12 protein-coding genes are annotated in these 23,011 nt (G+C 64.7%); 8 read left to right on the top strand and 4 right to left on the bottom strand.

Going from position 1 to position 23,011, the window contains the following annotated elements:
* Positions 1-85 precede the first annotated feature (85 nt).
* The 6 genes from E2H86_RS15295 to pgm all read left to right on the top strand — a co-directional run bounded on the left by E2H86_RS15295 (position 86) and on the right by pgm (position 10,012).
* On the top strand, positions 86-1,108 hold the full coding sequence (locus E2H86_RS15295; protein WP_133329236.1) for a zinc-dependent alcohol dehydrogenase family protein: 1,023 nt from the start codon (positions 86-88) through the stop codon (positions 1,106-1,108).
* Between the two features lie 451 nt (positions 1,109-1,559).
* Entirely contained in the window at positions 1,560-2,915 is a 1,356-nt protein-coding gene (locus tag E2H86_RS15300) for a hypothetical protein (protein WP_133329238.1), read from the top strand.
* Positions 2,915-4,273 (top strand): GntR family transcriptional regulator, encoded by a 1,359-nt coding sequence (locus E2H86_RS15305; RefSeq protein WP_133329240.1) that lies wholly within the window; start codon positions 2,915-2,917, stop codon positions 4,271-4,273. Before E2H86_RS15300 ends, E2H86_RS15305 begins: the two co-directional genes overlap by 1 nt.
* 84 nt (positions 4,274-4,357) lie before the next feature.
* A complete protein-coding gene (locus E2H86_RS15310) occupies positions 4,358-6,007 on the top strand; it encodes a VRR-NUC domain-containing protein (protein WP_133329242.1) in 1,650 nt (549 codons plus the stop codon).
* Positions 6,004-8,265 (top strand): ATP-dependent DNA helicase, encoded by a 2,262-nt coding sequence (locus E2H86_RS15315; protein ID WP_133329244.1) that lies wholly within the window; start codon positions 6,004-6,006, stop codon positions 8,263-8,265. Before E2H86_RS15310 ends, E2H86_RS15315 begins: the two co-directional genes overlap by 4 nt.
* Before the next feature lie 109 nt (positions 8,266-8,374).
* Positions 8,375-10,012 carry a phosphoglucomutase (alpha-D-glucose-1,6-bisphosphate-dependent) gene (gene pgm, locus E2H86_RS15320; protein WP_133329246.1) on the top strand — a complete coding sequence of 546 codons (1,638 nt, stop codon included), beginning with the start codon at positions 8,375-8,377 and terminating at the stop codon, positions 10,010-10,012.
* Positions 10,013-10,158: 146 nt separating this feature from the next.
* Here pgm and E2H86_RS15325 read toward each other — a convergent pair whose 3' ends face one another.
* Positions 10,159-10,857: a pirin family protein gene (locus E2H86_RS15325; protein ID WP_133329248.1), complete on the bottom strand. Its 699-nt coding sequence runs from the start codon at positions 10,855-10,857 to the stop codon at positions 10,159-10,161.
* A 184-nt stretch (positions 10,858-11,041) separates the two neighbouring features.
* Here E2H86_RS15325 and E2H86_RS15330 point away from each other — a divergent pair, with 184 nt between their 5' ends.
* A complete protein-coding gene (locus tag E2H86_RS15330; RefSeq protein WP_133329250.1) occupies positions 11,042-13,546 on the top strand; it encodes a UvrD-helicase domain-containing protein in 2,505 nt (834 codons plus the stop codon).
* Between the two features lie 5 nt (positions 13,547-13,551).
* On the opposite strand, the gene E2H86_RS15335 is transcribed toward E2H86_RS15330, so the two are convergent.
* Positions 13,552-18,471 (bottom strand): NEL-type E3 ubiquitin ligase domain-containing protein, encoded by a 4,920-nt coding sequence (locus tag E2H86_RS15335; protein ID WP_133329252.1) that lies wholly within the window; start codon positions 18,469-18,471, stop codon positions 13,552-13,554.
* Between the two features lie 199 nt (positions 18,472-18,670).
* On the opposite strand from E2H86_RS15335, the gene E2H86_RS15340 reads away from it, so the two are divergent.
* A complete protein-coding gene (locus E2H86_RS15340) occupies positions 18,671-19,597 on the top strand; it encodes an alpha/beta fold hydrolase (protein ID WP_133329254.1) in 927 nt (308 codons plus the stop codon).
* 77 nt (positions 19,598-19,674) lie between these two features.
* Here the strand turns inward: E2H86_RS15340 and E2H86_RS15345 are convergent, their stop codons facing one another.
* Both E2H86_RS15345 and E2H86_RS15350 read right to left on the bottom strand, forming a co-directional pair.
* Positions 19,675-21,405 carry an acetyl/propionyl/methylcrotonyl-CoA carboxylase subunit alpha gene (locus E2H86_RS15345; protein WP_133329256.1) on the bottom strand — a complete coding sequence of 577 codons (1,731 nt, stop codon included), beginning with the start codon at positions 21,403-21,405 and terminating at the stop codon, positions 19,675-19,677.
* Positions 21,402-23,003 (bottom strand): carboxyltransferase domain-containing protein, encoded by a 1,602-nt coding sequence (locus E2H86_RS15350; protein ID WP_133329258.1) that lies wholly within the window; start codon positions 23,001-23,003, stop codon positions 21,402-21,404. Before E2H86_RS15350 ends, E2H86_RS15345 begins: the two co-directional genes overlap by 4 nt.
* Positions 23,004-23,011 lie beyond the last annotated feature (8 nt).

Here is a 23,011-nt window from a genome sequence, read left to right on the forward strand (position 1 = left end):
GACTATTAACGGCCGCTGATGGTCTAACGGGGTAAGCCCGGATAAAGTGCGTGGTAATACGAGATTCACATAGGCGAGGTATGCGATGTCCCGCATCATCCGATTCCACAAGTTCGGCGCGGCCGACGTGCTCCGCTTGGAAGAGCAGGCCGAGCCGACGCCTGCTGCCGGCGAGGTGCAAATTCGCGTCGAGGCCATCGGCATCAGCTGGTACGACGTGCTCTGGCGGCAGAACCTGGCACCCTCCCAGGCGCGCCTGCCGGCGGGGATCGGGCACGAGATGGCCGGCGTGGTCACTGCGGTTGGCGAGGGCGTCGAGGATATCGCCGTGGGTGACCGGGTGGCCAGCTTCCCGGCCACCAGCCCCAACGAGCATCCGGTGTATGGCGATGTCATCGTGCTGCCCCGCACGGCCATCACCCGCTATCCCGCGTTGCTCACGCCCATCGAGGCCAGTGTGCATTACACGCCCTTGCTGATCGCCTATTTCGCTTACGTCGACCTGGCCCGGGCCAAGGCCGGGCAGACTGCGCTGGTGACCGACGCCAGTCACTGTGCCGGGCCGGCCTTCGTGCAACTGGGCAAGGCGCTGGGTCTGACCGTGTTCGCCGCCACCAAGGAAACCGAGCAGCGCGAATACCTGTTGGGCCTGGGCGCCGACAAGGTGATCGTCACCGAAGAGCAGGACCTGTTGCTGCAAATCGGCAAATACACCGGCGGACGTGGCGTGGACATGGTCCTCGATGGCCTGGGCGGCCCACAGATGTCATTGCTCGGCGATGTCCTGGCGCCGCGTGGCAGCTTGGTGCTATACGGCCTGCAGGGTGGCAACCAGACGCCATTCCCGGCCTGCGCGGCATTCCAGAAGAACATCCAGTTTTACGTGCACTGCGTGAGCAACTTCACCGGCAAGCCCGAGCTGGGTATCCACCAGGATCAGGTGGCGTTGCACCGGGCCCTGCGCGATATCAATCAGTTCACCGCTGACCAACTGCTCAAGCCGCAGATCGCCAAGGTCTATCCTTTCAGCGAGGTGGTCGAGGCCCATCGATACATGGACGCATGCCCGTGCGGCGGACGGGTGATCCTGGATCTCGGCGCGGGCTAGTCGACGACAGCGGGCCGCTTTTCAACAAGCCCAGGCGGATGTCCTGGGCTTTTTTATATGCGATTCCTACATTACGTAATCGCAAAATCCTACACTAAATTTGATCGATAGTTGATCTCTGTCATCTATTGGTACGCTTTTCTGCGTGGGTTTAATTGCGCCTTCAATACAAGGTGGCTTTTCTTGCCTGCTGCATGGTTTTTTTACCGGGATCTGTATCTTTTATTCCGAGCGCAACGCTTGATAATGGCTCAATGATAGTTTGCTGCGGAGCAGCGCCAGGCAAGGTCTGGCCTGTTCGACCGCCTCGGCATGATGGCTATCGATATGATGATTTTTCATTTCCTACATACTTCCGAAGTATCTGTAGGAGTTTTCTTTTTTGAATGCTCTGAGCAGGTCTTGTCGCGCAAGTACGGGGATGAACTAACCAAGTTGGCGAGGTGACCCAGTGACAATGACTCATAATCAAGCCATGAACTATATCTACGAGCAGGTGCTGGAGCGCTTGATGAGGCACATGTCTGCGGCGCAGCGCGCCTCGATGCAGTTGCTCGTGCAGCGCCTGTTGGTGGCGGCGGGCGGCCCTGATTACATCGGCACGTTCCGCCTGCTGGTGGTGCATGGCAACGACCGACGTAGTGCGCGCTTGCTGGCCATGCTGCGTGCAGCGCAGTTGTGCATCGCCCTGCGCGCGCCGGCCACATTCCAGCTACGGGTGCTCGTCGCTTGCCTGCCGGGGCCGGGCAGCGCGGTAGTGCAGCGGCACGAGCGTTGTTTCAACGCGCTGTTCATGGCCGACGATCCGCGGGTGAGCCTGCAGATCATCGAAGGTACCGAGGCGGTGCCCTTCGAGGGGCGGTCCACCTTTCACCGCGACCACTGGTCGATGCATCGCCGGTCACTGCTGTTGTTCGGCCACCTGCAGGATGTCGGTGGCGAGGCGCTGTTGGGCTGTCGCCTGCACTTGGAACTGGCCGATGCCGTGTGTCGGGCCATCGACGATAACGCTGCGTCTGCCGATGCGATCGTCACTGCCTTGCCCGAACGGCAACGTCGGCGTTACCTGGCCTGGGCACGACGAACACTGCGTCAGGCGGACCCACGCGCAGCGCAGGCCGTGCAGCAATGTCTGGCTACGCTGATGAGTGGTCTGAGCCAGTTGAACGCCGTTGCCGGATCGCCACTGGAAACGCCGTCCACCTCGGTCGCGGTCGTTGTCGAGGACCGAATGCCGTTGCTCGGCGTCAAGCTCGATGACCTGCTGCTGCACCTGCATGATGAGAGCCAGCTCGACGAAATGCTCCAGTGCGCAGGCGAGACGGCCCTGGACAGCCCGTCGCTGGGCGCGTTCCTCGACCCCACCAGCCTCGAGCGGCTGGCCGACCTGCAAGCCCGCTGTGCCCAAACGATCGACCTGCAGCAACCACCAGCCTCGGCCGGCCGGAATGGGGATGAGCAGGCCGCCCTGGGGCCAGATCCCAATGCCTACGGTGTCGAACCGGCACAGTGCAGTTGCTTGCTGTTCAGGCCATTCGCCGATCACGGGCGTAACCTCGAGACCTTTCTCAGGTGCCGACATCCCGACATGCTCGTGGCCTTGCCGTATTTGTTGCGCGCGCTGCAAGGCAAGGACTGCCCAGATGCGGTGAAGGACTGGCTGGTCAACACCAGCGGCTTGGCACTGACTGAGTTGCGGGCCATCTTCGAGGGTAAGCTGCCCGAGGCCCCAATGCAGTTGCTGGCGCGGCTGGCGCGACGTGACGTCTGTCTGCGGCTGCTGCCGCGAGGCGGGGCCAGTCGCTGATGGGGCGTTCGACACCGGGCGAATTTGCCTATCAGGCTGTGTATCGCTATCTGCAGGGGTTGATCGACAACGCCCCGCGCAGCGGTCAGTTGCGTCTGCCTTCGCTGCGCGCGCTGGCGCGCCGGCTGCGGGTGTCCTTGGCCACGGTGCAAAGTGCCTATGCGCTGCTGGAGAACGAGGGGCGAGTGGTTTCCATTGCCAAGCGTGGCTATTTCGTCCGTGCCGATGACGAGGTTGCAGGCTCGCCAGGCGCCGACTTGCCCTGGCTGTGGGGGCAGGGGGCGGCCATGCCCGCAAGTTCGCAGTTGGAGCGCGCATTGCACCGCCATGAACGTCGCCTGCTGCGCCAGAGCGATCGTTGTCTGAGCCAGGCTCACGGACTGGCCGGTGAACGCTTGCGCCTAGTCCTGGCCCAGCGTTACACCCGATCGCCCTCGCACTCCTGGCGTGCCGAGCATGTGCATCTGGGGCCGGACGTGAGGGCGGTGCTGCAGACGCTGCTACCGGCCCTCGGGCTGCGTGGTGCCACCGCGTTGGTGGCGTCGCCGTGCTGCTGGCGGCTGTTCAGCGCGATGCAGGACGTGGACATGCGGGTGCTCGAAGTGCCGTGCCTGGTGTCGGGGGAACTGGATCTGGTGGCCATGGACCACCTGCTCAAGACCGAACCGGTGCGAGCCGTGGTGATGCCCTCCTGCCTGGGCATGCCGCAGGGGCGTTTGCTGGGTGAGCACGAGCAGCGGTCGATAGCCGGTTTGTTGGCTCAGTACCCTGTCTGGGTGGTGGAGAACGACCTGGACAGCGAACGCTGTTACAGCACCCCGTCCAGCCTGCGCCTGCGCGATCTGATCGACCCACGCTGGCTGCTGGTACTGGGGTCGCTGGCAGCCTCGGCGGGGGCCGAGGCTCCCTATGCCTATGTATTGAGCAGCCATAACGAGGTCCTGCGGGCGTTCGCGCGTCGCTGCTTCGAGCTCTCTCCGGTGCGACAGCAAGCGCTTGCCTGTCTATTGGACAAGGGGGAAGTCGACGCTCACCTGCGGCGCTGGCGAGAGGCGATGCGCTGGTGCATGGGCTATCTGTGCCAGCAGCTCATGGCTCAGTGCGGCCAGCAACTGGCGTTCGAACAGCCCGCGGGAGGGGATATCGTCTGGCTGCGTCTACATGACGCCGGGGCTGTCCGCCGGGTGATCACCGCCCTGGCGGGCTCGACGCTCAAGGCCATACCCGGTGACTGGTTCAGCGTCCAGGGTCAGCATTCGCAGTACCTGGCACTGATCTGGCTGGATGGACAGACCGACCCCTTGCAAGCGGCCCTGCAGCGGATGACCGAGGTGCTGGGTCAGGCAGGCGAGTGCTAGCGTTTTACCGTTGATCCGTCGCGCTTGCCTGGATCTGGGTCTGTATGTATAACCAGTGCCAAACTTGGCAAACTGACTTCGCCCGTGATCGCCCATTCCGTCGATGACCCATTGTATTACCTGCACAATTTTCGTCAGGTGCTGACATGGGTCGAACAGCGCTATGCCGACCTGCTCGATGAGCAAGAGCTGGCGTTCCTGCACCACTTCGCTCAGCTCGATCAACCCGCGCAGGCGTTGATGGTGCGCATGGTCATGCGCAAGGGAGAGCTGTTTCGTCTCGACCGTCTGGCCTATGCCGAGATCGGCGCCACCGAACAGGCGTTGCAACCGTTGCTGGCGCTGGGGTGGGTGGCCGAGCCGCAGCAGCTCAGCCTGGCCGAGCTGTTCGGCCTGCTGCGCAAGGACGAATTGGTCAGCGGCTTCGCCGACCGGTTGCCTCGTCCTCGTGCCAGCAAACGCGAGCTGCTGGCCCAGCTGCAAGCCCTGGCGCTGGAAGCCCGGCCGCTGGAAGCCTGGTTCGCGACACCGCCTGTGACCATCGTGCAATGGCGTCAGCAAGGCCTGTGCGATCGCATGCGCCTGCTGTTCTTCGGCAATCTGTACCAAGACTGGTCGGACTTCGTGCTCGCCGATCTGGGCCTGCTGCGCTATGAGCAAGTGACGTTCAGTGCCGATTCCCGGGCCTTGCGCCGGCGTGACGAAGTCGATTTGGCCATGGCTCTGCACCAGTGTGCCGAGCGGCTCGAGCACGGTGAGGCTCCCCAGCAGATTCTCGCTACCTTGCAGGGCCTGCGCAGTGACAACCCTTGGTTGGCCCGGCGTCATGCACGCTTGCTGTTCGCCCTCGGTCAGCAGTGCGAGCGTCTCGGCGAATGGGACCAGGCGCTGGCGGTGTATGCCGACTGCAGCCATGCCCAGGCGCGTATCCGTCAGGTCCGGGTGCTCGAGCGCAGCGAGCGCTGGGCGCAGGCTCACGCCCTGGCCCGGCACCTGGCCGCCGCGCCAGCCAACGCTCTGGAAGTCCAGGCGCTGGAGCGTATGCTGCCACGCCTGGCGCGCAAGCTTGGCGGGCCACCGCAACGCCGTCATCGGCAGGCACCGTTGGATTTGATCGAACTCAAGCTGCCACGGGAGAAGGCTGCGCTGGGCGTGGAGGAAGCGGTGCGCCAGCATCTGGCCGAGGCGGGTGGTCAGGCGCACTACGTGGAGAACACACTGTTCAACAGCCTGTTCGGCCTGCTGTGCTGGGAGGCGATCTTCGCCCCGGTGCCGGGTGCGTTCTTCCACCCGTTCCAGGCTGCCCCCCAGGACCTTCACGACAGTGACTTCCAACTGCGCCGTGCTGCGTTGTTCGAAGCCTGCTTCGCGCGCCTGGACGATGGCAGCTATCGCCAGGCCATGCGCGATTGCTATGCAGCCAAGCACGGCCTGCAGTCGCCGTTCGTGTTCTGGTCCATGCTCAGCGAAGCCCTGCTCGAACAGGCATTGACCTGTCTGCCGGCCGCACAGCTGAAGCAATGCTTCCTGCGCCTGTTGCAGGACATCCGCAACAACCGCGCCGGCATGCCCGACCTGATCCAGTTCTGGCCCGATCAGGGCACCTACCGCATGGTCGAGGTCAAGGGGCCGGGTGATCGTCTGCAGGACAACCAGTTGCGCTGGCTTGAGTTCTGCCGCGAGCAGGGTCTGGCGGTCGCCGTCTGCCACGTGCGCTGGAGCGAGGCGGCATGAGCTATCGAGTGGCGGTGCGCGCGTTGTGTGAGTTCAGTGCCAAGGTCGGCGATCTTGACCTGCGCTTCACGCCGTCGCCCACTGCCCAGGAAGGCATGGAGGGGCACCGCCGGGTGGTGGCCAAACGAAACGCGCACTACCAGTCGGAAATCACCCTGGAAGGCGAGCACCAAGGCCTGCACGTCCGGGGAAGAGCCGATGGTTATGATCCGGTGGCCAATCGCCTGGAGGAGATCAAGACCTACCGCGGCGATCTGGCCCGTCAGCCGCACAACCACCGGCAGTTGCATTGGGCCCAGGCCAAGGTCTATGCCTGGCTGATGTGCCAGGCGCGGGGCTTGTCGCGCATCGAGGTGGCGCTGGTGTATCTGGATGTCGACAGCGATGCCCAGACCCTGATCAGCGAACCCTACGAGGCAGCCGAACTGGAGCGCTTCTTCCTCGTTCAGTGCCAACGCTTTCTCGGCTGGGCGCAGGCCCAGGAACAGCGTCTGGCTGCACGCAACCTCGCCTTGCAGGCCTTGGGCTTCCCCTATGCGCAATTTCGTCAGGGCCAGCGGCAACTGGCTGAGACCCTGTACAAGGCGGTGAGTACCGGCCGGTGTCTGATGGCACAGGCCAGCACCGGTATCGGCAAGACCTTGGGCACCTTGTTTCCATTGCTCAAGGCCATGGTTCCCCAGCAGCTGGACAAGGTGTATTTCCTGACCGCCAAGACGCCGGGCCGGGCCTTGGCCCTGGATGCCCTGCGCCAGATCACCGATGTCACGCCACAACCGGCGTTGCGCACGCTAGAGCTGATCGCCCGGGACAAGGCGTGCGAATACCCTGACAAAGCCTGCCATGGCGAGTCCTGCCCACTGGCCCAGGGCTTCTACGACCGCCTGCCGTCTGCACGCGAGGCGGCCATGCACCTGCCCATGCTCGATCGCGCCAGCCTGCGCGAGGTGGCCTTGGCGCATCAGGTCTGTCCGTATTACCTGGGCCAGGAGATGGCCCGTTGGGTCGACGTGCTGGTGGCCGACTACAACTATTATTTCGACGCCCACGCCTTGCTGTTTGGCCTGTCCCAGAGCAACCAGTGGCGGGTGGCGGTGCTGGTGGACGAGGCGCATAACCTGGTCGAGCGCGGCCGTGGCATGTACAGCGCCAGCCTCGATCAGGGCCAACTGCTTGCCTTGCGCCAGAGCAAGCCCCCGGGCTTGGTCAGCGCCCTGGACCGCTTGAACCGGCAGTGGAACGCCCTGTACAAGGAGCAACGCGCCCCGTACCAGGCCAGCGAGCAGTTGCCCGAGGTGTTCCTGCGGGCTCTGCAGCAGTGCATTGGCCTGATCCAGGCGAAACTGAACGAAACCCCTGCCGAGGTGGATGGGCAAGTGCTGCAGTTTTTCTATCAGGCACTGCAGTTCAGCCGGGTGGCGGAATGTTTCGACGAGCATTTTCTGTTCGATATCAGCCAGCGGGAGGGCGCTCGCAAACGGCGCCTGGCCACCTTGTGCCTGCGCAACGTCAATCCGGCGCGTCTGTTGGCTCCTCGCATGCAGGCCGCGCGCAGCGTGACACTGTTCTCAGCGACTCTCAGCCCGCGACGCTTCTACGCCGACTTGCTGGGCATGCCCGCCGACACCGCCTGGCTCGAGGTGGCCGCGCCGTTTCGGAGCGAGCAACTGGAGGTGCGCATTGCCAGCCAGGTCTCGACCCGGTATCACCAGCGCCAGGCGTCGCTGGCGCCGATCGTCGAATTGATCGCCACCCAGTATCAGCGCCGCCCGGGTAACTACCTGGCGTTCTTCAGCAGTTTCGAATACCTGCAACAGGTGGCCACGCTGTTGGCCGAGCGCCATCCCAGCATGCCGATCTGGACCCAGGCGCCCGGCATGGACGAGGCGGCGCGCCAGGCGTTTCTCGATCGTTTCGTGGAAGGAGGGCAGGGCGTCGGGTTCGCTGTACTCGGCGGAGCGTTCGGCGAAGGCGTGGACCTGCCTGGCACGCGCCTGATCGGCGCCTTCGTGGCCACCTTGGGACTGCCCCAGGTAAACCCTGTCAACGAGCAGTTCAAGCAGCGGCTGGGGCGGCAGTTCGGCGCGGGGTTCGACTACGCTTACCTGTACCCTGGCGTACGCAAGGTGATCCAGGCTGCAGGCCGCGTCATCCGCGGGGATCTGGACCATGGCGTACTGGTACTGATCGATCAACGTTTCGCCGAGGCGCGGGTGCAACAGATGTTTCCGAGCTGGTGGCAGATCGCGGCGCAATAGACCGGGCGGGGCATTGGCAAAATGCCATGGGCGCCCCATCGCACGCCGCTGAAACTCCCAGTACACTGCGCGTTCCAACACCCACATCCGTTGAACTCGAGGTTCTTGCATGACGCTCAGTCCTTTGGCAGGCAAGCCGGCACCGGCCAGCGTGCTGGTCGATATTCCCCGCCTGCTCACCGCTTACTACACCGGCCGCCCAGATGCCGCCGTGGCGGCCCAGCGCGTGGCCTTCGGCACCTCGGGGCACCGAGGCACCTCGCTGGAGCTGAGCTTCAACGAACATCACGTGCTGGCCATCACCCAGGCCATTTGTCTGTACCGCCGGGAGAAGGGCATCGATGGCCCGATCTTCATCGGCGCCGATACCCACGCCCTGTCGGCGCCGGCTGCCGCCAGCGCGCTGGAAGTGCTGGCTGCCAATGGTGTGCGGGTGATGCTCTCCAAGGACGATGAGTACACGCCGACCCCCGCGGTGTCCCACGCCATTCTCTGCTACAACCGCGGGCGTGATCAGGGCCTGGCCGACGGCATCGTCATCACGCCCTCGCACAACCCGCCGCAAAGCGGTGGTTTCAAGTACAACCCGCCCAATGGCGGCCCGGCCGACAGTGACGTGACCAAGTGGATCGAGGCCAAGGCCAACGAGCTGCTGGCCGCCAACCTCGAGGGGGTCAAGCGCATGGACCATGCCCAGGCGTTGCTGGCTCCCACCACCGAGCGTCACGACTACGTCAGCCACTATGTCGAGGACCTGCAGCATGTCATCGACTTCGACGTGATCCGTTCGGCCAATCTGCGCTTGGGCGTCGACCCGCTGGGCGGTGCTGGTGTGCGCTATTGGTCGGCGATCGCCGAGCGCTATGGGCTTGACCTGGAAGTGGTGAACACCGAGGTCGATCCAACGTTCCGCTTCATGACCGTCGACTGGGATGGGCAGATCCGCATGGACCCTTCCTCGCCGCATGCCATGCAAGGTCTGATCGGCCTGCGCGAGCGCTTCGACGTGGCCTTCGCCTGCGACCCGGACCATGACCGTCACGGCATCGTCACCGCCGAAGGCCTGCTGCAACCGAACAATTACCTGGCCGTGGCCATCGACTACCTGTTCCGTCACCGTCCGCAATGGCGCAGTGACGCGGCAGTGGGCAAGACTGTGGTATCCAGTGGCCTGATCGATCGCGTGACCGCGCGTTTGGGGCGTGAACTCTACGAAGTGCCGGTAGGCTTCAAGTTCTTCGCCCAGGGGCTGTTCGAGGGCACGTTGGGCTTTGGCGGAGAGGAAAGTGCAGGTGCATCGTTCCTGCGTCTGGACGGCTCGGTATGGGCCACCGACAAGGACGGCCTGATTCCGGCGCTGTTGGCTGCGGAGATGACCGCGCGCACCGGACGCAACCCGAGCCAGGCGTATGCCGATCTCACCGCGGCACTGGGCAAACCCTACGCCACCCGCGTCGAAGCCAAGGCCGATGCAAGACAGAAAGCGATGCTGAGCAAGCTGTCGCCCGAGCAGGTCAAGTCGACGGAACTGGCCGGCGAGCCGATCGAGCAGATCCTCAGCCACGCCCCGGGCAACGGCCAGGCGATTGGCGGGTTGAAGGTGATGACCGCCAACGGCTGGTTCGCCGCACGGCCTTCGGGAACCGAGGACATCTACAAGATCTACGCCGAGAGCTTCATCGACGAGGCGCACTTGCAGCGCTTGGTCGAAGAGGCCCAGGTATTGGTGGACGCAGCGATCGCCTGAAGCAAGTCTCGCGCTAGTGGTTACTTGAGCGTTAGGAGCTTTAGGGGCTTGGGTTGGGTTTTAGGGGGCGGCGTAGATCGAGCGCCGCCCGCGATGCGCCGCGCGGGCGGCGCTGTTCGCGAGTTTAGCTGTCCTAGGCCAATCCATCAGGCCACGTCGACCAGCACGATCTCGCTATCTTCGACTGCGGTCACCCGCAATACCTCCTCTTGCTCGATCGCCACACCGTCGCGTGCCTTGGCCTGCAAGCCGTTAACCTCAACCAGCCCCTTGGCTGGCACCAGGTAACCGCGACGTCCAGCATCGAAACGGTATTCGGCGCTTTCGCCCGCACGCAGGGTCGCGGCCACCAAGCGCGCATCGGTACGGATCTGCAGGCTCTGGTCGTCACCGGCACGGCCACTGGCCAGCGTCACGAAACCTTCGCCACGCTCGCCTTTGGGAAATGGCCGGGTGCCCCAGCTCGGCGCTTCACCGACCCGCTCAGGCACGATCCAGATCTGGAAGATCCGCGTGTCGACCTGCTCCAGGTTGTACTCGCTGTGCACGATGCCGCTACCGGCGCTCATCACCTGCACATCCCCGGCCTCGGTCCGACCTTTGTTGCCAAGGCTGTCCTCGTGGGTGATCGCTCCTTCGCGCACATAGGTGATGATTTCCATGTCGCGGTGCGGGTGCGGCGGGAAACCGCTGCCGGCGGCGATCTGGTCATCGTTCCACACGCGCAGGTTGCCCCAGTGCATGCGGGCCGGGTCGTAATACTCGGCAAACGAGAAGTGATGGTGGGCATCGAGCCAGCCGTGATTGGCATGGCCCAGTTTTTCGAACGGTCGCAGTTGCAGCATGATCGTGCTCCTCAAGCAGTGAATGCCGATATGATGCGCCAAAGAAAGATCGAAAATAAGCGTAAATTTCGGCTATATATAATCGTATTTGTAGATAGATTATATTGTTCGCTTGCTTTCGGTTCGTCACCTAATGCACTGATATTCAAGCATTAGCTGGCGATTTTCTGCCGATGAGGCGAACATGCCCGCTGTCTTGCAATTCACCGGAGTGACCGTGGCGTCCGAGCATCCTCAGCCCCCCGCCGAACTGACCCCACCTGCACAATTACCTTGGTTGCGCCGCTTGGTGGCACGCCTGCTGGGCCGTGGGCTGACCCGCCTGCAGGCACAACACCGGGATTCGTGGTTCCTTGGCCATGTCATCGGCCAGCGCAGCGGCCATGCTGACGGCATGCGCGAAGGCCTGGAGCAGGGGCGGGTCGAAGGTTACGAAGCCGGACGCCAGGTCCTGGTGATCCGCGACTCGCGCCCGGAGACCGCCGCCGTACCAGGCTGTGATGACAACCTGTTCGACGACTGGCGCCTGCCGCTTTCTGCCGAATTGAAAAAGCGCTTCAAGGCCGACGTGGCCCAGCGCCTGCCAGCCGAAGCCCAGCCCAGCGCGGCGCAATGGAAGCTGATTTTCAGCGACACGCCGTCCAGCTGCGTGGTGGCGGGGGCCGGGGCAGGCAAGTCGACGTCGCTGGTGCTGCGCATCCTGCTGCTGCGTCATTATCTGGGCTACGAACTCGACGCCATGACCGTGGTGACCTTCACCCGCGAGTCACGCAAAGACTTCATCAAGCGCCTGATCCAGGTCTTCGCCCTCTGGCAGCTCGATCTGCAGCCGGCCCAGGCCCGCGAGCTGGTGCGGACTTTCCATTCCCGCATCCTGCCGCTGGTGCGCAGCCTGCCCGGCTTCGGCCAGGTCCGCGCGTTCGAGACCCTGGGCAACGAGCTGCCGGCCGGGCGCGAAGCGGAAGGCGAGAGCAACCCCTTCGATCTGCGTCTGAACGACGCCCAGCGCCAGCAGCTCAACCTCTGTTACCGAGACCTGTTGCAGGGTAATCCGCGGTTTGCCGAGATCATCGCCACCCTGCGCCGCGAAGCCCTGCAACTCAAACCTCTGGACCCGGATCACCCCGATGTGCAGAAACGCGTGCAGGTGACCCAGTTGGCGGCCCAGCGCGACGAAGAACTGTGCGACGTGATCGAGGACCTCTGGTTCGCTGCCGGCGCCTGGCCGATCAAGGGCATCGAGCCGTGCCGGGAAACCGTCGAGATCCGCGGCAGCCGGTTTCACGTCCATGGCCGTTTGGCTGGCACCGATGCCTGGGTGGTGTTGGGCTTCGACCCTGGCGAAAGCGCGCAGTACCAACGTCCCGGTGCCAAGTTGGCGGTACGTGCCGAGTGGGCGGTCAAGCGCACGCTGCTGCAGGCATTCTGCGACAAACCGCTGATCTGGCTCGACAACTACGCCATGGCCCGCCGCCTGGCGGCTTCCCTGGCCGGCGACGCGGTGGCCGGGCCGGGCTTCGAGTACAAGGTCAAGGGGGAGTTGGCCCCCGCGCCGTTGCTGGACGCTTTCGTCGGCGCGGCCAATTTCATCGAGAACCTGGGCCTGGACGTCAACAGCGCCGTTGCCGCCATGCGCTTTCCGAGCGGGGATAGCGATGCGCTGTTCTTCGAGGCCCTGGCGTTGTATTGGAAGGCACTGGAGGCGCACCTGCTGGATCTGTCGCCGCCGGTGATGAGCTACAACCGCATGTTCGCCCTGTTCGGCGAGAACAATCCGGAGAACCTGCGTCTGCTTCCCGATCCTCTGCTGCGGCCGCTGGCGCACTTGATGATCGATGAGTTCCAGGATGTCTCGCCGCAGATCGTCAGTTGGCTGCGCGCCTGCCTTGCCGAGATCCGCCGCCGTGGCCCGGCCATGCATACCGGTCGCAATGCCCAGCACAGCTCGCTGATGTGCGTCGGAGACGATTGGCAGTCGATCTACGGTTGGCGGGGCAGCTCGCCCAAGTACTTCATGGAGTTCAGCAAAGCCTTCCCATCGCCGGCCAATACCCGGGTGATGCTGGTCGACAACTATCGCTGCCAACAGCAGGTGATCGATGCCGCCGAACACCTGGTCAAGGGCACCCCGGCGATCGCCGGGAAAAAAGCCCGGGCCAGCGGGCCTGCCGCGCAATTGCCGGGCGCGCCGGTACGGGTGTTCGATCGTGATGAGGCGGCCTTGGGCGAGACACTGCTCGAACACTACCAGCGCGGCGAGTCGGTGATGATGCTGTACCGCAAGGGCAGTGACAAAGCCTTGATGAGCGACCACTTGCAGCAGGTGCTGCACGCCGAAGCGCTGCTGCCAGCCGAGCAGCGACGCCTGCGTCAGCTGACCTATCACAGCGCCAAAGGCCTGCAGGCCCATGCCGTGTTCATGCTCGGCGATTGCCAGTACCTGACCAGCTCGCCTTACAAGAACCAGGTCTACCGCTTGGCTGGGCTGGGGCGCGCCGGCGATGCCCAGCCGTTCGACACGGCACAGAAAGAGGAGGTGCAGCGCCTGGCCTACGTGGCAGTGACGCGCGCGGTCAGGCATTGCTACTGGCATGTGGAAGCGGCCAACGGCGAGGCGCAGGCAGCGCCACGCGCGTCGAGCCAAGTGGATGGCCGGCAGGCCTTCTTCGAGGACCTGCGCGGCCAGTAGGGCGCTCAACCGTTGGGATCCTGCTCGGCGGTCAGGCGCAGGTACAGGGCATCGAGTGCCGCTTCCCGCGCGCCGGCGACGGCACGTGACGCCTGATCGTAGCGCTCGGAGTTGAGTGCAATGCGCCGCAATCGCCCTTGGTCGTCCAGCGGCGAAGCCGATAGAGCGGTCGTGAGCTCGCCCACGACGGCCGGCGCAAGCCCGGCAGGCGGCTCGCTGCTGGGGTCGGCGCAATGGTCGAGGTATTCCTGGGCGTCGCTCCATTCCCCCTTGACGGTTTCGAAGCTGTCTGCGAAGCGTTGCTCCAGGAAGCGCATCCAGCTGGGCTGACGGGCAATCCAGCGACGCCGAGCCCGTGCGCCTTCATCGATCAGGCGCACGGCTTCGCCGACGTTGTCTTCGACTTGCGCCGATATTTGGGCGGTTTGCCGGTAAAGCATGTCCTGGCTGGGCTCCGGGAACTCCAGCTCCTGGGCCAGCGCCTGGCGAAGCGCCAGGCGGATCTCGATCTCGTCGACCATGCTCTGTTCCAGTTGCTCCAGGCTCAGATCATCCAGGTCATCCAGAGGCGGAAGGTCTGGCATGTTGGGTTGACGGTCGGTCTGCATTTCCAACCACGCCCGGTGCGCTGCCTGGCGAGCCGCACGAGCGGTGTAGATGCGGCTGGTGAGCACGTTGACCTGCTCGCGGCGAAAGAGCCGACGGTAAAAGTTGAACAAGTGCGGGCCGCGGATCTCACCGTCAGCGCTTTCATCGAAGGCGAGCAGTTCCACTTCCAACGTGCTGAAACCGTCCGCTCCGGCATCGCCGCAGGTGGCCGGGAACTGCGCGGCGACTTCTTCGAGGCGGTTGCGCAGTTGGGTGTTTTCGCTGGCCCGGGTGAGCATCCGCCAGACTTGATCGCTCAAGGTTTCGGGATTGCCCCGCGCCTGCGCGGAACGGCCGAGGCGTTCGATCACTTCACGTAGCGAAGCGTTTTCGCCATTGTCGAACAGGTCGCGCCAAGTGCGTTGCTGAGCCATGTCGGCGTGATCCAGCCAGTTCACTGCCTGGTCTGCGGGCAGGAACCCGTCCACCTCGTCGATTCTGGCGCCAGCGGCGCGCAAGCGTTGCGCAGCCCGAGGGCGCAGGCCATTGAAGCTCAGGTCCAGGCGCCACAGCAACGCCCTCTGCCCGGGGCCGAGGGTGCGAAAGTAAGGCGTGTCCAGCAGATGATCGAGGTTGGGAATGTCGGTGATCCGATTGTCGCCGAGGATCACGCTGCGCAACTGACTGTTGGGGTTGGCCATCAGCTCCATCAGGCTCGCTGGCCAGGACGTCAGGCCGCACTGGCTCATGTTCAGTGAGCGCAGCCGCAACAGCCTGGCCAGGTTCGGCACTTCGCCGATTTGCGGGTTGGCCGAGAGGTCCAGGGTTTGCAGCCTGGTCATCTGCCCAAAACGCTCGGCCTGCGCCGCGTCCAGGCTGATCTGGTTGTGGCGCAGGCGCAGATGTTCCAGCGGTAGGCGGTTGAGCAGGTCGATGTCTTCTGTCGCCAGGTTCAGCGCATTGCTGCTCAGGTCGAGCTGGCGCAGTTCAGTCAGTTGTTGCAGCGCTCGACGGGCCTCGTCGGTGAGCATCGTCAGGCCGTTGGAGGGAAGCGCCAGTACCCGTAGTCGAGGCGTGTTGCGCAGGGCCTGGAATACGGACGCTGAGTCGAGGCCTGGCCCTGCGAAGGCAATACGCAGCGTCTGCAAGTACGGGAAACTCTGCAGGATCCCTGCAGGAAGGTGTTGCATCGGGCCGTACAGCGACAACGAAGCGACGTGGTCGAAGCGTGCAGGCAGCAGCGGCGGCAGCGACTGTACCCCTTCCAGGCTGAGCTCCAGTGCCGTGCCGCCGGCTGCTCGGTGTTGCCGGGAGATTGCCGGAGGATCGGCGCGCCAGGCTCGGTTCAACTGCTGGCGTACCCGGGCGTGTGCCCGTCGATACGGCGCCTCGGCGGCGTTCTCCCAAGCCTGCAAGGTTGCATCCAGGGCTTCCTGCTCGCGTTGCAGGGCTGTGATCTGCTGGCCGACATCGCCGCGTTCGCGCAGGCGCTGTAGCAACTCGCGTCGCTCACCTGCGGTCAGGCCAGGAAACAGCTCCTGCAAGCGCTCGTCGGGAATATTGCGACTCAGGTTTCGCAAGCGCTCGAACAACCGCGGACGGCCACTCAGCGGGTAGCCGATCCGACCATCGCTCAGACGCATGGGTGATCTGAATCCCGGGCGTGGCACGCGCTGACCGAGCAGCGCGGCGCAATGCTCGCGGTCGGCCAGTGCCAGTTGCAGGATCCGCTCAGGCGTGGCACCAGGGTGTTCGGCCAGCAGGGATTGGTTCAGCATGCGGCTGTCGGCGTTGGCCAGCCCAGGGCGGAACAACCCGGCCAGTGCTCGATCCAGGCGCACCTGGCGTTGCAGCAAACGGGCCTCCTCGGCAAGGCGCAGCGGCACCCGGCCTGCCGCCAGGCGCGAGCGCTCGGCGACTGTGGCATGGGCTTCGAGTTCAAGTACTGCCTGGCCCGGCAAGCTCGGAAACTGCCGGGCGATGGGGACATGGGTGTCGTCCAGCTGCGGCTGTCGTTGTTGGTAGAGACTGGTGAACAGGCTGTGACGGCGGTTCTGCAGACGCAGGGCGAGGCGTTCGTCCAGGTCGCTGGCGGCCAGCGTTGCGGCATTGCCGCGCAGCGAGGCCCGTGCCGATTCGTCGAGCTGTGCCAGTACCGTCGCGCTGAGCTGGCCGCTTTCCAGATCGCCCTGGGTGAGGACTATTTCTACCCGGGGGCGTGGGCCTGGCGGCGAATAGTGGTTTGCCAGTCCCCAGGGCTCTGGACCAGCGAAGACCTTGAGCCCATGGTCTTGCGGCCAGCCGGGCAAGTGGGGTAGCTCAGCGACGGCATAGTGCTTGTAGGCCGCCAGGGGGCGACCGTGGCGCACGGCTTCGATGAGCGCACCGGTTTCACCATCGCAATCGAGGCGCGTCAGGCTATCGGCCAGCCGCGCGGGTGGAGGTTGCTGATCGATGTGGGTATAGCGCAGGCTGTCCGCTGTGGTTTCGGTGCTGTGCATGGCGAAGGACAGGGCATCGTCGTCCAGGCCATCGGCCACCGGTCCGAAACGGCGCAGCAACTGCCCATCGCTCCAGTCCAGCGGGCTTTGCGCCGTCAAGCGCCAGGCGCCGTGGCCATTGCTGCATAGGCGCGGGGCGTAGCCGCCGCGCGGATGGCGCACGCGCAATTGGCCATTGGCGCCTTGCAGCGCCTCGAACACCTCACCTTCGATACGGATGAAGCGGCGTTCATCTTGCAGGTAAACGCCCCGCGAGTCGGGAACCGCGTGCTCGGCCAAGGGCGTGTCGCTGCGATAGCCTTCGAGCGACGCCGACCACAGCCGTTCCCGGCCCTCATCCACGACGCTGCGCAGAGCGTCGACGAAGCCTGCCCGCTGCAGTGTGACGCCCGCGCCAGCTACGGCAGCAACGCTCACCACATTGAGCAGAATCGACTCGACCTGGGCCAGGGCCTGGGCATTGTCGCCTTCTTCCCAGGCCTCGATACCGTGGAAAACACTGCCCATGATCTGCGCGGCACCCAGGGCCATCATCAGAGGGTTCAAGGCAGGCACGAACATCGCCGCAACGTTGAGTACGGTCAGGCCGGCCTCCAGCCAGTGGGTCAAGCTTGCCAAGCGCTGTTTGGCATCGACGTCGGCGGTCGGCACGGCAATCGTCCTGGCGTCGCCCTTGAGTCGTAGTACATGCAACGTATACAGCTGCGACCAAGGTTGCTCGGGCAGTTGGCTGATGTCGATCGTCAGGTGCACCTTGGGCCTAGGATTCTTGGCTTCGTCTGGCTTGGCGAACAGCTTTTTGCGTAAAGCCCGTTCCAGTACAGGCTGCAGCGTCAGAGGTGCCAGCGTGATGAGGCGCCGACGCCATGCGCTATCGGCCAGCGCTTGGCGCAGTACGCGGGTGGCATGCGCGCGCGAGGCGTACTCGTGTACGCTGCCGCCGGCTTCGCTGGGCAGATAGACGATGATCGGGCTCGACCCGCTGCCGGCGTCTGGGCCGATCAGCAGCAGTTCGTGCAGATCGACGGTTTCCAGGTTCATCCGCCAACAGCGCACGGCCCGTGTACCGTAGCGCGGCGTCCTGACACCTGCACACAGCTGCTCGATGGCCGTCAGACCGGCGTCGCTGAGTCTGCCGCGCACATGAGCGATGCGCGCCTGGACGCGCAGTTCCGCTTGGTTTGCCTGGCGCCATAGGGTCGGTAGCGAGTCCTTGGCGTGGTCGAGCACGGTGGCCAGATGGCGCTGATAGGACTGACCCAGGTCGAGTTGGCGACAATGTCTGATGAAACTGGCCAGCGTCAGACCTGGTATTGGCTGGATGTCCATGGCACTGCGTTGCAGACGATCCAGCGGTTGGACTTCAGTGTCAGCGGTGAAGTTGTGCAGTGCGGCTTCCAGCAGGGTGCGTGTCTGCGCTGCGCCCTTGGGTATCACGGGGGATCGTTCCCGAGGCGGGGTCTGGCCCAGTGGAGACGGACCTGTGGTGGGCTTTTTCAGCTCGAAGGGTTGATGGACGAAGCATGCTTCGGTCACCGACACCTCATCGCCCAGGCCTGCGCTTAGCAACGGCTCGCAGAATTCGACGATACCCTTGAGCGGCGCCAGCGCGGCATGCAAGGCCTGACGCCGCTGGTCGCGCAAGGTGATGGCGTCACGAATGGCCTGCTGAGCGACAGGACTGGCCTGGCTAAACCAGGCATAAGGTTGCCCCTGCTTGTCCAGGTATTCCTTGCGCAGGCGGCTCAGGATCGGCTGAACATGGTCAGGATGGAGCGTCTTGCTCCAGGCGGGGAGGGTGCGCACGATCTGTGCGTGGTGCAGCGGCGGGGTCATGGAGGCATTCCAATAGTCGAGGAATGCCCATCAGAACCCAACGCCTTTGGCCTTGAGCGGTATCGGGCTAGTGCCTTGCACCCGGGTCGGTCACGCACATGCGACGGTCGGCGAGGGGCCAGCGCGCGCGGGCGACCTGGGGCACTGTAGGGTGCCGGCCTGACGCGCGGGCGCCAGGCGCAAGCCAGGGAGAAAGCGTATGCATTCGCGGTTCGGTCCAAGGGACCATCTGCTGGACTTAAATGGCATCGAGGTGGCTGTACGCACCTGGGGCCCGGAAGACGGCATTCCGCTGTTGGCCTTGCACGGTTGGCTGGATAACGCTGCGTCGTTCGAGCGCTTGGCGCCGATGCTCGAGGGTTGTTTCGTGGTCGCCCCCGACCTCGTCGGGCATGGCCGTTCGGACCACCGTCGCCACGACAGCGGCTACTACCTGTGGGAACATGCCGAAGACATGCTGGCAGTCACCGACAGTCTGGGGTTGGCGCAATTTCATGTGCTCGCCCATGGTATGGGCAGCGGTGTCGCATCGCTGCTGGCGGCCATGACCAGCGGGATCGCCAGTATGATTTTCCTCGACGGCATGGGCGCGCCGTTCACCGTGGCTGACGATGATCGCGTGCAGCATCTGGCGCGAGCCTACCGGCTCAAGCGCATGGTCCAGCGCAGCCAGGCGCAGGGCTTCAGCGAGCCCCACGGCAGCCGTTTCGACGACCTCGAAGCTGCCCTTGAACAACGGCGCAAGCGCTTGGATGGCGAACTGTCGGACGATGCGACGCGTTTGCTGGCTCTGCGCGATCTACTGCAACTGAGCGATGGCTACTGCTGGCGTCACGACCCACGTCTGGTGCTGCCTGAGCCCATGCCCCTGACCGAGCGCGAAGCCTGCGACCTGCTGCGCCAGATCCGCTGCCCGCTCTACTTGATGCTCGGCCGCCAGGGGGCATTCGCCGACAACGGTTTCGCCCAGCGCAAGGATGCCTTGCCGAGCCAGGCCAAGGTCTCCTGGCATCCTGGCGGGCATCACTTTCACCTCGAAGCGCCGGACCGTACGTTGGTCGATCAGCTCCTGCGCATCCTGGCTCGGCATGAAGGGAGCGGGTTGTTACGTCGGGTCAATGAATAGAACCCCAAGCCGAGCCGCAACGCCCACGTGTCACGCGTCCACTTGAGCCGTTGCGCGGATCCTGTGGGAGGCGACTGTCAGTCGATTCGGCCGATGCAGGCACGGGCGTCGCAATAGTGGCCGGGCTGCGCGGCAATGGTCAGGATGCCGGCGCAAGGCGCGAGGATCGAGGTTTCCATCTTCATCGCTTCCATGACCGCGATGACCTGGCCAGCCTCTACTCGGGCGCCGTGCTCTGCTACCCAGGCGTGCAGGTTGCCGGCCACGGGTGTGAGCACGGCGCGCTCGTCCAGCGCCCCAGCGGCGGCAGGGGCGTCTGCCAAGGGGGCCGCGCCAGCGAGGTTGATACCCGCCAGCAATCCCGCCGGCAGGCCCAGCGCATGGCGCTTGCCATCGATTTCGACGAACGTGCGCAGCACCGCGTCATCAGCGCTGATGGCGGCACGTGGGGCGATGTCGATGCGTTCGGCGAAGTCGGTCTCGATCCAGCGGGTGTGCACGGCGAAGGTGCCATCGTCGGTAAAGTCCGGGTGGTCCATCACGGCCCGGTGGAACGGCAACACCGAGGCCACGCCTTCGATGGTGAATTCTGCCAGAGCGCGGCGAGCGCGGCGGATGGCCTGCTCACGGGTGGCGCCGGTCACGATCAGCTTGGCGATCATCGAGTCGAAATTGGCCGATACCCTCGACCCCTCGACCACGCCGCTGTCAAGGCGCACACCCGGTCCGCTCGGTGCCAGGAAGCGCTCGATGGCGCCTGGTGTGGGCAGGAAGCCGTTGGCCGCATCCTCGGCATTGATGCGGAACTCGAAACTGTGACCACGTGGCGCAGGGGTACCCTGGAACGACAGCGGTAGGCCATCGGCGATGCGCAACTGTTCGATCACCAGATCGATGCCGCTGGTTTCCTCGGTGACCGGGTGCTCGACCTGCAGTCGGGTATTGACCTCCAGGAACGACAGGGTGCCATCGCTGCTCAGCAGGAATTCGACTGTGCCGGCGCCGACATAACCTGCTTCGGCGCAGATTTTGCGGGCCGAGTCATGGATACGTTGACGCAGGCTGTCGTCCAGATAGGGCGCAGGAGCTTCCTCGATGAGTTTCTGGTTACGCCGCTGCAGCGAGCAGTCGCGGGTGCCGACCACTTCGACCCGGCCATGGCGGTCGGCAATGATCTGCGCCTCGATGTGGCGTGGGCGGTCCAGGAACCGCTCTACGAAACACTCGCCACGGCCAAAGGCAGTGACCGCCTCTCGTACCGCAGACGCATACAGGTCGCTGACTTCGTCGAGGTTCCAGGCCACCTTGAGACCACGACCGCCACCACCGAAGGCGGCTTTGATGGCGATCGGCAGGCCATGGCGCTCGGCGAAGGCCAGGACCTCGGCGGCATCCTTGACCGGGTCTTCGGTACCGGCCACCAGCGGTGCGCCGACCTTGAGGGCGATGCGCCGGGCCTGCACCTTGTCGCCGAGGGCATCGATGGTGTCGGGGTTAGGGCCGATCCAGGTCAGCCCGGCGGCGAGCACCGCGCGGGCGAAGTCGGCACGCTCGGAGAGGAAGCCGTAGCCGGGGTGTACCGCATCGGCACCGGCTCGGGCCGCCACGGCCAGCAGTTTGTCGATGTTCAGGTAGCTGTCGGCTGGGCGTTGGCCATCGAGTGCGTAGGCTTCGTCGGCCTGGCGCACGTGCAGGGCATCGATGTCGGCGTCGGCGTATACCGCCACGCTGGCGACGCCATAGTCACGACAGGCGCGGGCGATACGCACGGCGATTTCGCCACGGTTGGCAATCAGGACCTTTTTCATCGGGCTTGGATCTCGTTGGAAGGGGCAGGCTGCACGGGCTCGAAAGTGCCCAGCGGGTTGAAGCGAATTTGTGCGTTGACCGGGATCTGCCCGGCCAAGTCCAAGTGATGCGGGGCGACCACGGCGATCACCGGGTAGCCGCCAGTCAGCGGATGGTCGGCCAGGAACAGCACGGGCTGACCGCTGGGCGGTACCTGGATGGCGCCGACGCTGGTGCCTTCGCTGGGCAATTCACCGTCGATGGCGCGCTGTAGCGGCTGTTCGCCGGCAAGGCGAATGCCGATGCGATTGGACTGTGGGGTCACCTGCCATTGCTGTTCGGCCAGCAACGCCTGGGCCTGGGAGGTGAACCAGTCGCTGCGTGGGCCCATCACTACATCCAGGCTGACGACTTCTCCTGGGCGCGGCATGGCGAAGGCGGGTTGTTCATCGAGTGAGACCGCAGTGCCACCGACACGGGTGTTGAACCCCAGGCGATCACCGGCAGCCACCGCTTTGGGACCGACCTGGGCCAGGGTGTCGGTAGCCAGGCTGCCGAGTACGGGAGTCGCGCTGAAGCCACCACGGATGGCCAGGTAGTTGCGCAAGCCGGCACTCGGCGCCTGCAAACTGACCTGGTCGCCGGCCTGCAGGATGAATGGCGCATACAGGGCAGGGCGTAGCCGCTGGCCACTGAGGGTCCGGACTTCGATTACGCTGTTGGCACCGGTCACCGCCGCCACGGTCTGACCATGGCATACGAAGCTCAAGCCGCCCATCAGTACTTCCAGGCAGGCACTGGCCGGGTCGTTGCCCACCGCTCGGTTGGCCGCCCGCAGTGCTCCTCGGTCGAGGGCGCCGGAGGCAGACACGCCCTGGCCGGCGCGACCCGGGCGGCCGAGGTCCTGGAACAGGGTCTGCAAGCCCGACGAGACGATTTCCAGATGGGGTCCGGTGGCAGACTCGACCGACTGCACTGGCTCAGGTACTTGCACCTGGGGGGCAGCCTGCGGCCCGGCATCGACGAAGCGAACACGATGACCTGGTTGCAGCAGGGCAGGCTCATCGCGCTCCAGGTCCCACATGCGCGTGGCGGTGACGCCAATGATCTGCCAGCCGCCAGGGCTGGCCTGTGGGTAGATGCCGCTGAAACCGCCGGCCAATGCCACTGCGCCAGCCGGAATGCGGGTGCGCGGGGTGCTGCGCCGGGGCACCACGAAGCCGGCACCGCCACTGAGGTAGGCAAAGCCTGGAGCAAACCCGCAGAAGGCAACGCTGTAGTCGCTGCCGGTATGACGGCGGATCACTTCATCGCGGCTGATGCCCAGTTCGCGTGCCACGTCGTCGAGGTCTTCGCCGTTGTAATGCACCGGGATCTCGATGAGCTTGCCGGCCCCGCGCGTTTTGCTGCTCAGATCACGCTCGGCGATCTGTGCAGCAAGTGCCTCGCGGCTGATCGCGCCTGGGCGAAAGTACACCAGCAAGGTCCGGGCGGCGGGCACGATCTCTTCTACGCCAGCGATCGGCGCTTGCTGCAAGGCGTCGAACAGGGCGAGGGTCTCGTCCAGATTCGCCAGCTCGACCAGCAACGCATTCAGGCTGACCGGATAGAAACGCATGGTCCACT

The sequence above is a fragment of the Pseudomonas putida genome (genome assembly GCF_004357765.1).
Classification (GTDB): domain Bacteria; phylum Pseudomonadota; class Gammaproteobacteria; order Pseudomonadales; family Pseudomonadaceae; genus Aquipseudomonas; species Aquipseudomonas putida_U.